Raw genomic sequence first — 13,840 nt, 5'->3', positions numbered from 1 at the left:
CATCAAGACACCGACGGCCCGCCGCGCCCGCGCCCGATCGTCCAGTTGACGCCGTCGCCCTTCATCACGCCCGACACCATGCGGCCGACATGGCGGTCGAGAACCGGCCGCCAGGGCACGAGGGTGAATTCGCGGGACTTCTCGATCAGCGCGACACGCCCCGAAGCCAGGTCGACCGGACGGCGATAGACGCCCTCGATCCGATCGCCAGACCCGCTCGCGACATAGCCGAGACCGAGTTCGTCCGAGAGGGCCCCGGCGACGCGGCTCATCTCGCGCTGACTGAGCTGGGCGAGCATGTCCCGGCGATAGACGATCTTGCCCTGATCCTCCTCGGCCAACTGTTGACCGACGAGCCAACGCATCCGGCGGGCCTTCGCCGCTGCGATCTCCTGCCCGAACCCCGCGTCGCACGTCGCCTCGGGGGTGGACGAAACCAGTTCGCGGTCGAGCCAGGTCGCGCCGTCGAAACCGGCCTGTTGTTCGAGCGGGATTCTGGAAAGCGTATCGACGACCACCGGCGCCGCCTTGGCGCGCTCGGCCTCGAACGCCGCCGCCCGCGCGACATGGTCGGGCGCGATCGACCAGCGGCCGTCGGGTTCGCGCTCGACCCCGGCGCCGGCCTTGCGCATGGCTTCGAGCCGGCGAACATGGGTCTCGGCGAAACCCTGCATCGCGGACGCGTCGTGACGGAGATGAAGGTCAACGCTGTAGCGGCCTCCGTTCGCGGCTGCGATCTCGGCGACGGTGCGGTCAGCGGCGCGGGCGTCCGTGGGCGTCGCTCGGATGCGCACGACCGCGCCCGGTGGAAGCGTCTCTGTCGTCTCGCCCCGTCCGATGTCGACATAGTGGATGCGGCCGTCGGCAGCGTCGACGATCAGGTAGTGACGATCATTGAGTTCGTCGGACAGGCCGCGCTCGATCACCCGTCCGACGATAGGCCGCATCGAGGACGGATCGGCGATCACGGTGCCCAGGCCCGGACGTTCGACGCCATGGGCGGTGAAGGCGCGCTGCATCGTGCGGATGATGTCGCCGCGTTCGCCCATGCGCCGCAAGGTCTCCTCGATGTCGGTCGCGAGCGTCCAGCGCCCTGCCCCCAGCTCACGCGCCAGGCCGAGGCGGCCGAGCGTCTGCAATCGGCCCGCCCGCAAGGTCTGCTGGAACGGATCGCGCTCGAAAGCGGCGACCACGCCGTTTGCATCCATATCCCGAACCAGGCGTCGGTCGATGCTCGTCAGCCGCTCCTGCGACACCTCCGTACGAAGCCGGTCGCCGATCTCGATGTCGCTGCGCGGACCCAGGTCGAGCGAAACGAGTTCGGCGGCGCGCTCTCGCATCCCCTGCGAGAGATAGTCGCGCGCGATGACGAGGTCCTTCCCGCTATCGTCCTTCCCGCGCACGATGATGTGGGTGTGCGGATGGCCGGTGTTGAAGTGATCGACCGCGACCCAATCGAGCTTCGTCCCGAGATCCATTTCGACCTGCGCCATCAGACGGCGCGTCAGGGATTTGAGATCGTTGTAGGACGCGCCGTCCTCGGGCGAGACGATGAAGCGCATGTGGTGGCGGTCGCCGTCCTGACGGTCGAGGAAGGGCCGGCGGTCGACACTGTCCGCGTCCGCCGAATAGAGTCGGCCCGGTCCTCCGTCGCGCGTCGTTCCGTCGCGTTCGACGTAGCGCAGGTGCGCGAGCGCCGGAGCGAGCCCCCTGGGACCGTCGAGGCGCACGATGCGCGACTTGATGATCACCCGGCGCTGACGCAGCGCCGAGAAGCGGTCGCGCGAGGCGAGAACGCGGCCGACGCCTGCGCCGCGGCCGATCTGCGCCCCGGAGAAACCGCGCCTGCTCTGCCCTGACGCTGCGCCGCCGCGCGCCAGGTTCGCCGCCTTCACGACGCGGCCGACATAGCTTCGCGCCCGCGTCTTCCCGAGCGAGCGGATGCGGCCGAGGCGCGGCTCAAGATCGTCGTCGTCCGACATGGCGGCTCCTTTCGGCGGGCGCGAAACCTCGCCCGCAACCCCGACATGGCGCGGCCGAACGCCCTTGCCTATTGGCGCCATCGCAAAGCCCGGAATTGCGGGCTTTCAGCGCCCTATGGCACCATCGCGCCGGGCATGGCGCTATTGGATCTTAGAAAAAACGATGTGCAGACAATCACTTGCAGCGCCATCCCGGAAAGATGGCGCTGTTGTTTTATCTTGCCCTGCACGCCTTGATGCACCCCGCGGAGATGAATACCGATGCCCCGCCTCCGAAATTCTGGGCGATTCCGCCCGCTTGCCCGAATCCGGCCTTCGCCCCTACGAGGGTTGCAGCATCCTAGGAGGGCAGGACATTTTTACGCGACGCGAGACATCCTTTGGGCTCCTGGCGACGGGTATCGCTTCACTGGCCTGGCCTGCATCAGCTCACGACGGCGGAGTGGCGTCGCGGCTTGCGGAAGCCGCCCTGCCCTTCGATGCGGCCCAAGATCTCGGGCAGGATGCGAAGCTTGTAGAGGCTCTCGCTGCGGTCATCGGGGATCGCGATATCGTCATGCTGGGGGAGCCAAGCCATGGCGACGGCAGTTCAATCCGGCTGCGGGGCCGTCTGGTTGAGCTCCTGCATCGTCGCTTCGGCTTCGACGTCCTCGCATTCGAGGCCGACTTCTGGTCGCTCACCCGCGGCTGGGAAGCGATAAGCGAGCCGGCGCAAATCCGGCCGTTCGCGGACGGCAACCTCTACGACTTCTGGGGCCTCGCCCCGGCCGTCGACGGCCTTTGGACCTATGTGGAAGCCGTATTCGCCAAGGGAGGCCGCCTCGATGTGTGCGGTTTCGACTGCCGCTTGAAAGGCGAAATGGCACGCGAAAACCTGACGGTGACTCTCCGTTCCACCGTCGGGGCGAACCTCTCCGACGAACAGTTCAAGGCCTTTGCCGACGGCTACGCGGCGCTGCAAACCGCCGAGTTCGCCGTCCCTCCGCCAAAGGAATTGCAGGAGGGCTATTTCGCCTCGATCGATCAGATGATCGCTGCGCTTCAGCAGGAAAACGTCTCGACCGATGCGGTTGAACAGGCCCAAGCCGAGCTGCTCAGTCTGGCGGCCTGGGCCCGGGTGGCTTGGGAGGGCCGCTCGAGAGACGAGGCGATGGCCGCCAACCTGGAATGGCTGGTCACGCAGAAATTCCCCGGCCGCAAGGTCATTGTCTGGGCGCACAACAACCACATCCTCAAGAACCCCACGGTCTACCTGGACATTCGCGACCCCGGCCCCGCTCAACAGATCGCGGCGATGAGCGAAGCGCAGAAGGCCGCCCTTTCCTATGTCGGCAGCGTCTCTTCCCGAACCTTTCCCGGCAGGGTCTGCGCCATCGCCACGACCCTGGGACGAGGTGAAACCAGCGCCCTGTTCTACAAGGCGCTGGACGGCTCGCAGATCGATTTCACCGTGACTCGCCACGTGCCCGCCCATGCGTCGGATTCGATAGAGGCTCTGCTTTTGGAAAAGAACGCGGAGGCGGCCCTCCTCGACCTGTGCGACCTGTCGCACGCAGACTTCTTCCGATCGCGCCTGATCGATCTGAGCTATCCCGCCGACGCGCCATTGGGGCGCGGCTATGACGCTGCCATCTATCTGAGAGATGGGCGCGGGCTCGCCTGACCGGCCATTTCCACGACCGGGGATCGCGCCGGTCGTCGGCGCGGTCGTAGCGGCTCATCCCCCCTGCTCCAGAAGCTCGAGCGACGCCGTTTCGAGCATCGCCCGCTGGGCTTCGGCGGCCTCCAGTTCGGCTGCGATCTGACGCAGTTCGCGCGGATCGAGGACGCCCCGAAGCTCGGCGCGCAGTTCTTCGATATGCTGTTCCAAGGTCATTTGAGTCTCCTGTCGAGTGAAAGACAGGGGTCGTTTCCGGCGCGGGGCGGGCCGGGTCAGGGACCGCGAAGCGGCCGCGCAGCGGCGATGGGGGAAACGATTTTTCCCGGCGCGCCCGGCGTTCGATCGGGAGGGCCGTCGTCTGTCCGCCGGAAAAAATGGTGGGGCCCCGTCGTCCTTGAGGCGGCCCGCCCCGCGCCGGATGATGGGGGAGTCTGAGCAGACATCCCCCTCTCCAGCACGGGCGCCGCCGCCCTGCTTTATGCGCCGCGCCGAACCACTGCGGCCGTCGAGCCATCCAGCAGCGCGAGGTTCTCGTAGCCGAGCCGCTGACAATGCGGCAGGAGTAGTTCGAAGACGGCGAGCGCCTTCTCGAAGGCGCCGGTGCAGCACCACATCATCACCTCCCCCGGCTCATCGATGACGGTTGAAAGCACCTCGAAACGATCGCCCGGCCCCTCTTCGTCGGCATAGAAATATTCTTCAGACTTCGGCATCTCCGTCTCCCTTCGCCGATTGACGGATGCAGCGACCGGAGCGGAAGGGCCGGGTCAGGGACCGCGCAGCGGCCGCGAAGCGGCGATGGGGGAAACGATTTTTTCCGGCGCGCTCCGCGCTCTACGGATGCGCGCCGACGCCTGCCCGCCGGGAAAAATGGTGGGGCCCCGTCGTCCTTGAGGCGGCTCGCCCCGCGCCGGAGGCTGCATCCCATTGTCGACAACCCGATAGCGACGAGGCGCGCCGACCGACGCGAATGGCGTCGCAGTTAAATTCGCGCGCCACCGCGACCCTCCCCTTACGGATGGTCGCCTAGCGGCCGTCGCACCGCGAACAGACTGTCGGACGCCGTCGCCTCCGGCGGGGCGGAGGTCGACGCCTCAGGCCGGACGAGCGCGAAGAACAGGCTCTCGCCGGACAGAACGGCGGGCGGCATCTCGCGTGTCGCAGGCGCGCGGGCGAGCTGGACGATATAGGCGCGCGTCTCGCCGGGAAGCGGCCGCCCCGTGGCCAGATGCTCGGCGTAGCGGCCAGGACCGGCGTTGTAGGCGGCGAACAGACCGGGATAGCCGAAGCGGTCGTGCATCAGCTTCAGATAGGCGGTCCCCGCCATGATGTTGTCGCGCGGATCGTGCGGATCGGACCCGAGACCGTAGCGTCGGCGCATGGCGGCGTAGGTGCCGGGCATCACCTGCATCAGGCCCATCGCGCCCGCGCGCGAGACGATCGGCCGCCCGTCGAGATGGGTCCGGCCGCCGCTTTCGGCGCGCATCACAGCGGCGATCCACGCCTCGGGGACGCCGAACCGGCGCGAGGCTTCGCGGATCAGCGGCGTCCAGCGCGCGACGGCGGGCGACATCACGACAACCGCGTCCGGGACGGCGGGCGCAGGGTCGGCGACGGCGGTCGCGCCCGTCATTCCGAGCGCGACCGCGAGCGCGGCGAGCCTCAGCGCAGCCACAGCGGGGTCGCCTTTCCGATCACGGCGGCGCGCGGGACGGGTCCGAAATATCGGCCGTCGAAGGAGCCCGGCGCGTCCATCAGCAGGAGGACCGCGCCGTTCTTGAGGCGGCGACATCCGCGCCACCAGGGCAGCGGGCGGCCGAGCCGGTCCGCCTCGCGGCGGGTCGCGACGAGGCGGGCGTTGACGTAGATCCACGGCCCGAGCGCGCAGACGAGGTCGCCGTCGGCGGCGACCACGCGCTTGAGCAGCGGCACGTTCGTCGGCAGGTAGCGGCGCTCGGCGGCGAGGCGGCGGACGCTCGCGGGCGTCGCCGCCAGCACCATGTCGCCGACGCCGTAGGCGGCGTGCGGATCGATGCGCCATAAGCCGATCGGCGCGCTGGCCGACGCGTTCCAGACGAGGCGGGGCGCGGGGCGGACGCCGAAGTCGAGCGCGGCGGCGACGCCGATGAGCGTCGCCCCGGCGGCGGCCGCGCCGAGCCAACGGCGCGCACGGCGGTCCGCGGCGCGGCTTCGCGCCAGCCAGCGGACGAACGGGAGCGGGGCGCGATCAGACATCGAACCGCCCCCGCACCTTGCTGCGGTTGGTCAGCGACCAGTCGTCGAGATCGTCGATGTGATAGCGGACATAACGTCCGTGGCGGCGGGGGCGCGGCCCCTCGCCGCGCCCGCGCATATTGTCGAGGGTGCGGCTGTCGAGGCCGAGATACCAGGCCGCCTGCGCGGTCGAGAGAAAGGGGCTGCCCTTGCGGGCGCGCGCAGCGCGCGCCACGGCGTCGTCGTCATCCTTGTCGATCATGTCTGTCTCCTTTCGCGGGCCGGACCGGCTCAAGGCGGGTCCGGCTGCGCGCGAATGGAGACGGGACCGACGCCCTGCGGCAGGCCCGTTCTGGCGGACCCGCCGAAACGTCCGGGGTGCAGACCGAACGTGAAAAGAGACCCCCGCGCCGGTGAGGCGCGGGGGCTGCGACCTTCAGACGACGCTGTTGGGGATGATGGCGAAGACGTCCTCGTCATCCTGCCCGGCGGCCTTGCCGAGGGTGGCGTAGATGGGCTGGTCGCCGATCTGCGGGTGGAAGATGCGGACCGAGACATAGGGGCGTTTCGATTCGCGCCCTTCCCTCACCCACGCCCCGCCGAGTTCGCTGGGGCCGGACCAGATGCGGTAGTCCGGCTGGTTCTCGCGCTTCTTCTCCTCGTTGGGAACGATGGCGATGGGAAGCGGCTGGCGGCGGCCCAGGAGGGCGAGTCCGCCGGCGTAGCTGTTGGTTTCCGGGTTCAAGACGACGGTTCCGAGCGACATGATGCGGTTCCTTTCCGATCGTGCGGCGGGGCCGATCCCCGACGACAGGCGAACCGTTTCGGACGGGCGGGGCCGCACGAACCCCTTGGGCCGGAGCGAAGCGGCGGACCGGAGGCGCGGGCCTGTTTTGGAGCGAAGCGGCCGCGAGGAGGCGGCGCAGCCGCCGGGGAAAAGAGGCCCGAGCCCCGGTTTCGGGCGGCACGGCGCGGACGTAGGTTCAAGCCCAAGTCGGATGGATCGGCTCGCCGCGCATGGTCGGGGCTACCGCCATCGCGCCGGATGACGACGCATGACACGCCCCGTCAACGCTTCACGGCGCGCACATCGCCGGGCCGGCGCACCTTCACTCCATGACAGGCTTCCCCCGAGGGGCGACGCGGCGTTCCGGTCAGCCGCTCGTCTTGGCCCCGCGCGGCTTGCGGCCGGGTTTGGCGGGCGCCGTCGACGCGACCGTCTTCGCCGGCCGGCCCGCGCGCTTCGGCGTTTGGCCGGACTTGCCGCCGAGGCCGATGGCCATGGCGGCGACGCGACGCTTCTCCGAATAGCCCGGCGCGACCATCGGATAGTCGGCGGCGAGGCCGTAGCGGGCGCGGTAGTCGTCCGGCGTCAGATTGTGGGCGCGAAGGTGGCGCTTGAGGCTGGCGTAGGGCTTGCCGTCGATCATCGAGAGGATGCGGTCGGGGTTCGCAAGAGACTTGCGGACCGTGACGGCGCGGACCGGCGCGGGCGCGTCGGCGACCGTTTCATCCGGCGCGGCGGCCCCGGCGAGCGCGTCGTGAACCGAGGCGATCAGGCGCGGCAGTTCGGCGGCGGCGACCGTGTTGTTGGCGACATAGGCGGCGACGACATCGGCCGTCAGGTCGATGAGGCTGGCGCTCGGGGCAGCGTCGTCGGTCATGAACAATTCCCCTTCCCGGCTTTCGGAAGGGCGGACGCTAGACGAACGACGCGAGGGATCAAACAGAATCCCGACGACGCCGGGCGCCTCCCGCCGTGGCGAGGGAACCCGACCCCGCGCCTGAACGCTTAGCGGCTGCAATTCCGCGCTCGGAAATGCATTGCGGCCCGGCGTGTCATCTCGCACCCCCTGCGGCGCACCGGGCCGCTTCCCCATGGACCTCGTGAGGATTCCCGCTAGGCTCGGCGCGCCGCTGTTCCGGTACCGCGGCCGGCGGCTCGGGGCGTTCCTCGTGGGACCCGCTCTCCGAGCCGCCACCAGCGGCGCCTTCTATTCCGCCGCGCTACACTCGTTTGCAGTTTTCTGGCGCATCCTGACCTAGGGTCATGGCGAGCGGGGAAGCATCGACGTGACGGAAACCTCGGATTTTGAAATGATCGCGGCGGCGTGGCTGGAGCGGTTCGGGTCGCCCATGCCGGTCGCGGGCGAGATCGAACTGGCCTGGCGCATCCTCAAAGAGAGCGGCGTCGACCTGCCTCCCCCTGCGCCCCCGCCGCCTCCCCGTCCGACGAGCGACGAAGACGATTCGGCCGACGAAAACGCGCCCACGTCCGACGATTGACCAAAAGAATCGCCGCCCGTCGTCCCGGAGGGGCGCGGGCGGCGCGCGATTTTCGGGCCGCTGAGACGGGCGGCGGAGGCCGCCGCCCGTCCCGTTGCTATTCCGCCGCGATGGCGTAGGGCGCAGGTTCGAGCGCCTGCGGGGGCGGCAGCCGCCGCATGGCGGTCCTGACCGCGCCCCACCGATCGACCGGGGCGTAAATCCGGTCGGTGTAGCGGGCGGGCGGAAAGGCCATCCATTTCGGCGTCCAGCCGTCCACCTTGGCCCGTCCGCCCGTCCCGGCGAGGAAGTCACGCAGGATGATTTTCTGCGTCTTCACATTCTCGGCGACATTGGCGTCCGCGATCCGCTTGCCGCCGACGTCGCGCAAGAGAGCGTTGGCGACGGCGCGGTCGCGCAGCAGGCCGAAGAAGGCGTCGTCGGGGGTCCACCAATCGGCCATATCGACCTTGAGATAGGCCCCGACCGCCTCGACCAGCGGGCCGCCGACCGCCAGCGTCTCGCCCATGACCACGGCGGCGACCGCCAACACCTCGTCATCGGACAGCTTCACCAGCCGCGCGAACAGTTCGACGACCGGCATCTCGCGCGCCTGCGAGCGGGCGACGGTTTCGTCCTCGGCGTCGAAACCGAGCAGGGCGAGGATGGCGCGGCGCCTGGCGTCGAAGACGGTTTCGGCGCTCGCGGTCTCGACGCTGTCGGCCATGGCCTCGTTGCGGACCTTGCGGTCCGCCGTGCGGACGGTCCACAGCGACGACCCGGCGACGGCGTGGGCGACGAGCAGGCGGAAGGCGACGGCGGGATGGTCCGCCAGCACCGCGCGCACGGCGGCGTGACGGTGCAGGTCGATATAGTCCTGCATGACGCCGGTCGTCTCGGGCTTGCCCGCGCCGGGCGGCAAGCCTTGCGCCTGCGCTTCGGCCTTGGCGGCGGCGGCGCGGGCGCGACGGGCCTCCTTGCCCGAGAGATAGCCTTCATGGACGGTCACGTCGCCGCGCCCGCTGACCGCAATGATCACCTTGCCGCCCTTGTCCTTGGGCGTCTTCTCATGGTCGTAGCTGTAGAAATGCTCGCCCGTATCCATGATCTCGACGGCGGACCAGCCGTCTTCAAGGTAGCGGTCACGCAGCGCCGCCACCGCCTCGTTCTGCATCGTCCAGAACAGGTCGGCGTCCTCGAAAATGCCGTCCTCCCCGAACAGGTCAGCCTTGATCCGGCCCGGATAGGCGTCGAGGTCGAAGAGGGCGACCTTGGTCGGGATCGACTGGCCGCCGAACAGCCACGCCTTCAACGACTGACCGGTCGGCGCATATTGCTCGGGGTCGTCGTAGAGGGCGAGCCAGTCCTTCTGCTGACTGCGGCTGGCGAGCGTCAGGTGACGAACGGTGGCCGCGTCGATCTTGTCGGCGGCGTAGAGGGCGCGGATGCGCGGCAGGAGATTGCCGAGCGCGAGAATGCGCCGCACGTGGAGCAGGGTCAGGCCGAAGGTCTGGCCGATCTGTTCGGGGGTGCGTCCCTTTCGGATCAGTCCGGCGAAGGTCTCCCACTGGTTGACCTCGTCGGGATCGAGGCGGGCGATGTTCTCGATCAGCGAGGCTTCGAGCGCGGCGGCGTCGTCGCCGGGCTCCATGATGGCGCACGGCAGGGGTTCGACCTCGCCGCCCTCCTCAAGGACGGTGCGCGCCGCGAAGTAGCGGCGACGGCCCGCGACGATCTCGAAAGTCTCGCCTTCGCCGGAGGGTCGCACGAGCAGCGGCACGAGGACGCCGCGCGCGCGGACGGTCGGCAGGATGTCCGACACGTCGGGCGGGGCCTTGCCGTGGCGCATATTCTGCTTGGACACGCTGAGCTTGCCAAGGTCGATGTTTGCGAGTTGCATGACAGTCTCTCCTTCGGGAGTGACCGGCTCCGTCCGTTCGATCTTTCCGACGGACGACGGGCGGGGCCGGGATACGCGGGAAGAGCCGCGCGCTCATCCTTGGCCGGGGTCGGCGCTCGGATCAGGGGACGCGCCGGGCGGGCTGGCGCGGCGCGCCCAGGCGGACCAGACCGACAGCCGGAAATGGGTCGAGAAATGCAGGTCGCGCTCGATGGCGAGCCCGAACGGCAGGCGGACGCTCTCGATCTCGGCAAGGCTGAACGATCTGAGTTCGGGGGTTCCGAAGCCGAGGTCGGCCAACCCGAACAGGGTGTCGCCGTCTCCGTCCAGTTCGGTCGCGAGCCATGTCGCCGCGCCGACCGGGTTGAAGAATTTGACGACGGGCACGGGGTCGGGCTCGGGCGTTTCGGCGACGAGCGCGGCGAGTCGAGCCTCGGCGTTGGCGCGCAGGCGGTCGCGAAGATCGGGGGTCAGGAGGATCATGCCGCCGCCCTCCCCGCTTCGAGGGCTGCGTTCGCAGCGGCCTCGCCCGCCTCGGGCGCGTCGAAGGCCAGCAGGTAATCGGCCGCCTTGGACGCCTGCCCTGCGGCGCGGAAGATGGCGCGATTGTCGGAGCGCAGGACGGTCAGCCAACTGGCCAGATAGTCGGCGTGCCGCACGGTCGGGGCGACGCCGAGCGCGGCGCACAGGAAGGCGGAGCCGAGTTCGGCGGCCAGGTCCTCGCGGGCGTAGGCGGGCGTTCCGAAGCCGCCCGACTGGTCGCGGCGGAGCCGGGTCGGATGGCCGGTCCAGTGGGTCAGTTCGTGCAGCGCCGTGCGGTAGTAGTTGATCTGATCGAAGAAGGCGGGCTGCGGCGGGATGCGGATATAGTCCTCGCCGGGGTGGTAATAGGCGCGCTCGCCGCCGATGCGGACATCGGCCCCGCTGGCGGAAATCAGGGCTTCGGCGCGCGGGACGATCTCGCGCTCGGGAAGCGGCGCAGGTTCGGGGGCGAGCCGGTCCAGTCCTTCGCACTGGTCGAGATTGAAGACGGTGAAGCGCTTGAGGAAGGGCACGACGCGGGCGTCCTCGCCGGTTTCGCAGGCGCGCTCCTTCTCGGCCTCGGGGGTGAAGCGGTCGGCGTAGACGACGGTCGTCCCGCGCTCGCCCTTGCGGACGCTCCCGCCCGCCCCGAGGGCCTGACGGAAGGTCAGCCAGTTCTGCGAGGCGTAGCCTTCGGAAAAGCCGGCGCCCCACAGGAGCAGGACATTGACGCCCGAATAGCGGCGGCCAGTGGCGGCGTTGCGCGGCAGGCCGGGAGGGCCCGCCCCGGCGCGGCCCCATGGCCGGACCCATGGGAAGGTCCCGGCTTCCAGTTCGGCGATGATCTTGGCCGTCACCTCGTCATAGAGGTTGGCGCGCGGTTCGGCGGCGGGCGAAGCCCGCCCCTTCCCTTTCCTAAGCCCGTTCGGGCGGCGCTGCGGCTGGCTGTCCTTACGCATGGCGATCCTCCTTCCCGCCCCAAACCCCACAGCCTCTCCCGGAAGCGGGGGGTGGACGGCGAAGGCGTCCTGTCGGACGCGCCCTGCAAGGCGGGCGTCACCCACGGGGCCGAAGCGAAGCGGAGGAGCGGCCAGGGGCCGCTGGGCGCGCGCCGGGGCGCGTCCAGAAGGGCGCGTCGGCCACCTCCCGCTTCAGGGAGAGGCCCAAACAAAGCCGCCGCGCGAACGCGCGGCGACCATCAATGGGGGGCGTTGCGGGGGGCGAAGCCCTCCTGCTCGAAGGGGTAGCGGGAGACCGTGCGCGGGCTCCCGCTCAGGGGAAGGCCTTCCCCTTATGGTGACTTGCCTTCCAAAGAGCCGGCAGGCCCGGTCATGTGCTCGCCTTGAACTTCAAGGGTATGGGCCTATAAACGGCCGTGGGGGCGGCATGGCTATAAGGTTCAAGGCGCGAGTCGCGTCTGCTGTATTCAGCACCACTTGCTTCGTATCGCGTGCCGCCCCTCTCGGCGCGCGCCGTCCATGACGTTTCCCGCCGATTTTCGACGCGTCACGACCCGCGAAGCGCTGATCACGGCGATCGGAACCGACGAGGCGACATTCGAGGCCATCCTCGCCTTCGATCCTCCCAGGACCCGTGAAGAGCAGATCGAAGCCCTCCAGCGAGCCGCCGACGCCGCTTCAATCGAGGACATTCCGGTCTTCCTTCGCCACGACATTCCAAAGCGGAATCGCAGGCGCGGCCATCGAACGGTGTGGGAGCCGCTGCTGGGCAAGCCCGGATATCGGACGCTGGCGCGCCGGCTCGAGACCTTCTTCCGCATCGCCCTGCCCGGCTATCCGCATGACGCCGTCTACGGCTATCGCCCCGGCCGCAACATCCGGGAGAACGCTTCGGCTCACGCGGGGCGCTCGGCGCTGCTGAACGCCGACCTGGAGAATTTCTTCCCCTCGATCACGACGGATCGCGTGGCCGCCCTGTTCACTAGGCTAAGTTTAGTTCCCGACGTGGCCGAGTTGCTCGCGCGATTCGTCACGATCGGCGGCGGCCTGCCGCTGGGCCTGCCCACCAGCCCGGTGATCTCGAACGCCGTGGCGCTTCCTCTCGATCTCGCCTGCGCGGCCTTGGCGAGCGGAGCGAATGCGACCTACACGCGGTACGCCGACGATCTCACCTTCTCGGGGGATGACCAGCTCCCCGCCATCGATGCGCTGCGGTCGGTTGTCGAGGCGCAAGGCTTCGTGCTGGCGGAGGACAAGACGCGCCGGTCCAAGATCGGCCAGGCGCACTATGTGACCGGGCTGAGCATCAGCGACCCGGCGCAGCCTCACGTTCCGCGCGAACGAAAGCGCCGGCTGCGGCAGGAACTCTACTACGCCGGGAAATTCGGCATCGCCGACCATTTCCGGCATCGCGGCGTCAACGACGCGCGCGTCATCCAGCAGGAGGTCAACCGCGTCGACGGCTTGGTTCGGTTCGTCGCCCACCACGAGCCCGCGATGGCGCCCCGCCTGAGGACGCAGTGGCGCAAGGCGTTGCAGGATGAAGGCATGAAGCCGAGCTTCGCGCCGCGCGGTCAGCACCGGGCGCCCTTCTTCATCTTCGTGGACGAGGCGGAATTCGACCGCGGCGGACAAAAGGTCCTGGCGATCGGCATGGCGGTGAGCCAGCACGGCCCCCGCATGACGATCGAGGCCGGCCAGGTTCTCGAAGCCGCGCTGGCGGACATGTATCTGGACGGAGACCCGGCGGCCCTGCGCAAGCGCGGCCTGCATTTCGTCGACGCCACCGAGGACCTTCGCATCGCCTATGTCAGGCGGCTCGAGGGGATGCGGTTCGAGGGCTATGTCGCCTTCGCCGACTGTGACGACCCCGGGCGTTACGAGGAGACCTATCTGCGGCTGCTGGGCTCGATGATCGAGCGACGCCTGAAAGCTGCGGAAAGTCAGCTCGCATCCATTTACATCGAGCAGAACGAGAAGGTTTCGGCGCACAGGGTCAAAGGGCTGATCCAGGACGCGTTCAACCGCCTCAAGGCGCGCGACGACCGCCGCCCAGCGGCGTTCGCCGTCCAGTTCGTGTCGAAGCCGCACTTGGGGATCAGCGCGCCGGATTCTCTGCTCGCCGTTCTCGGTCGATATCTGAAGTCGAGACCGGCGAAACCGGGCAAGCCGGAGCCGCGCGAGCGGCTGATGTTTGAACGCCTGCGCGACAAGTATCGCCTGATCCTCGACGTCACGACATGGACTGAATATTCGCGACGACGCCCTATCCTTCCCTGGGCGGACCAAGCTCCGCCGCTCGACGACTGCACGTGAGCCGCGGCCTTCAGGCGCCGCC

14 protein-coding genes are annotated in these 13,840 nt (G+C 69.0%); 3 read left to right on the top strand and 11 right to left on the bottom strand.

What is annotated here, in order from left to right; genetic code table 11:
• Window positions 1-2: 2 nt before the first annotated feature.
• Window positions 3-1,982 (bottom strand): relaxase/mobilization nuclease RlxS, encoded by a 1,980-nt coding sequence (gene rlxS / locus ABE454_RS00105; protein WP_346527803.1) that lies wholly within the window; start codon window positions 1,980-1,982, stop codon window positions 3-5.
• 442 nt (window positions 1,983-2,424) lie between these two features.
• Between rlxS and ABE454_RS00100 the strand changes: the two genes are divergently transcribed.
• Complete coding sequence (locus tag ABE454_RS00100; RefSeq protein ID WP_346527801.1) at window positions 2,425-3,645, top strand: erythromycin esterase family protein; 1,221 nt, start codon at window positions 2,425-2,427, stop codon at window positions 3,643-3,645.
• A gap of 54 nt (window positions 3,646-3,699) precedes the next feature.
• Here ABE454_RS00100 and ABE454_RS00095 read toward each other — a convergent pair whose 3' ends face one another.
• The 7 genes from ABE454_RS00095 to ABE454_RS00065 all read right to left on the bottom strand — a co-directional run bounded on the left by ABE454_RS00095 (window position 3,700) and on the right by ABE454_RS00065 (window position 7,520).
• Window positions 3,700-3,858 carry a hypothetical protein gene (locus ABE454_RS00095; protein WP_312220863.1) on the bottom strand — a complete coding sequence of 53 codons (159 nt, stop codon included), beginning with the start codon at window positions 3,856-3,858 and terminating at the stop codon, window positions 3,700-3,702.
• A gap of 260 nt (window positions 3,859-4,118) precedes the next feature.
• Window positions 4,119-4,355 carry a hypothetical protein gene (locus tag ABE454_RS00090; protein WP_253107896.1) on the bottom strand — a complete coding sequence of 79 codons (237 nt, stop codon included), beginning with the start codon at window positions 4,353-4,355 and terminating at the stop codon, window positions 4,119-4,121.
• Between the two features lie 299 nt (window positions 4,356-4,654).
• Window positions 4,655-5,275 carry a lytic transglycosylase domain-containing protein gene (locus ABE454_RS00085; RefSeq protein WP_430825273.1) on the bottom strand — a complete coding sequence of 207 codons (621 nt, stop codon included), beginning with the start codon at window positions 5,273-5,275 and terminating at the stop codon, window positions 4,655-4,657.
• Between the two features lie 29 nt (window positions 5,276-5,304).
• A complete protein-coding gene (locus ABE454_RS00080; protein WP_253107898.1) occupies window positions 5,305-5,877 on the bottom strand; it encodes a S26 family signal peptidase in 573 nt (190 codons plus the stop codon).
• Window positions 5,870-6,118 (bottom strand): helix-turn-helix transcriptional regulator, encoded by a 249-nt coding sequence (locus ABE454_RS00075; protein ID WP_253107899.1) that lies wholly within the window; start codon window positions 6,116-6,118, stop codon window positions 5,870-5,872. Before ABE454_RS00075 ends, ABE454_RS00080 begins: the two co-directional genes overlap by 8 nt.
• A gap of 174 nt (window positions 6,119-6,292) precedes the next feature.
• Window positions 6,293-6,622 carry a DUF736 domain-containing protein gene (locus ABE454_RS00070; protein ID WP_200165134.1) on the bottom strand — a complete coding sequence of 110 codons (330 nt, stop codon included), beginning with the start codon at window positions 6,620-6,622 and terminating at the stop codon, window positions 6,293-6,295.
• Between the two features lie 388 nt (window positions 6,623-7,010).
• On the bottom strand, window positions 7,011-7,520 hold the full coding sequence (locus tag ABE454_RS00065) for a MucR family transcriptional regulator (protein ID WP_346527800.1): 510 nt from the start codon (window positions 7,518-7,520) through the stop codon (window positions 7,011-7,013).
• Window positions 7,521-7,929: 409 nt separating this feature from the next.
• Between ABE454_RS00065 and ABE454_RS00060 the strand changes: the two genes are divergently transcribed.
• On the top strand, window positions 7,930-8,142 hold the full coding sequence (locus tag ABE454_RS00060) for a hypothetical protein (protein WP_346508364.1): 213 nt from the start codon (window positions 7,930-7,932) through the stop codon (window positions 8,140-8,142).
• A 97-nt stretch (window positions 8,143-8,239) separates the two neighbouring features.
• On the opposite strand, the gene ABE454_RS00055 is transcribed toward ABE454_RS00060, so the two are convergent.
• From ABE454_RS00055 to ABE454_RS00045, 3 genes are all read right to left on the bottom strand, one after another.
• Window positions 8,240-10,021 carry a ParB/RepB/Spo0J family partition protein gene (locus ABE454_RS00055; protein WP_346527798.1) on the bottom strand — a complete coding sequence of 594 codons (1,782 nt, stop codon included), beginning with the start codon at window positions 10,019-10,021 and terminating at the stop codon, window positions 8,240-8,242.
• A 93-nt stretch (window positions 10,022-10,114) separates the two neighbouring features.
• Window positions 10,115-10,504: a DUF2958 domain-containing protein gene (locus ABE454_RS00050; RefSeq protein ID WP_346527797.1), complete on the bottom strand. Its 390-nt coding sequence runs from the start codon at window positions 10,502-10,504 to the stop codon at window positions 10,115-10,117.
• Window positions 10,501-11,502, bottom strand: a complete 1,002-nt coding sequence (locus ABE454_RS00045; RefSeq protein ID WP_346527795.1) for an ArdC family protein — start codon at window positions 11,500-11,502, stop codon at window positions 10,501-10,503. Before ABE454_RS00045 ends, ABE454_RS00050 begins: the two co-directional genes overlap by 4 nt.
• 519 nt (window positions 11,503-12,021) lie before the next feature.
• Between ABE454_RS00045 and ABE454_RS00040 the strand changes: the two genes are divergently transcribed.
• A complete protein-coding gene (locus ABE454_RS00040) occupies window positions 12,022-13,818 on the top strand; it encodes a reverse transcriptase family protein (protein ID WP_346527793.1) in 1,797 nt (598 codons plus the stop codon).
• Window positions 13,819-13,840 lie beyond the last annotated feature (22 nt).

The organism is Brevundimonas diminuta (assembly GCF_039673845.1).
Taxonomy (GTDB): domain Bacteria; phylum Pseudomonadota; class Alphaproteobacteria; order Caulobacterales; family Caulobacteraceae; genus Brevundimonas; species Brevundimonas diminuta_E.
The sequence above is the reverse complement of the archived record's forward strand: the minus strand, read 5'-3'. Positions and strand labels throughout refer to the sequence as shown.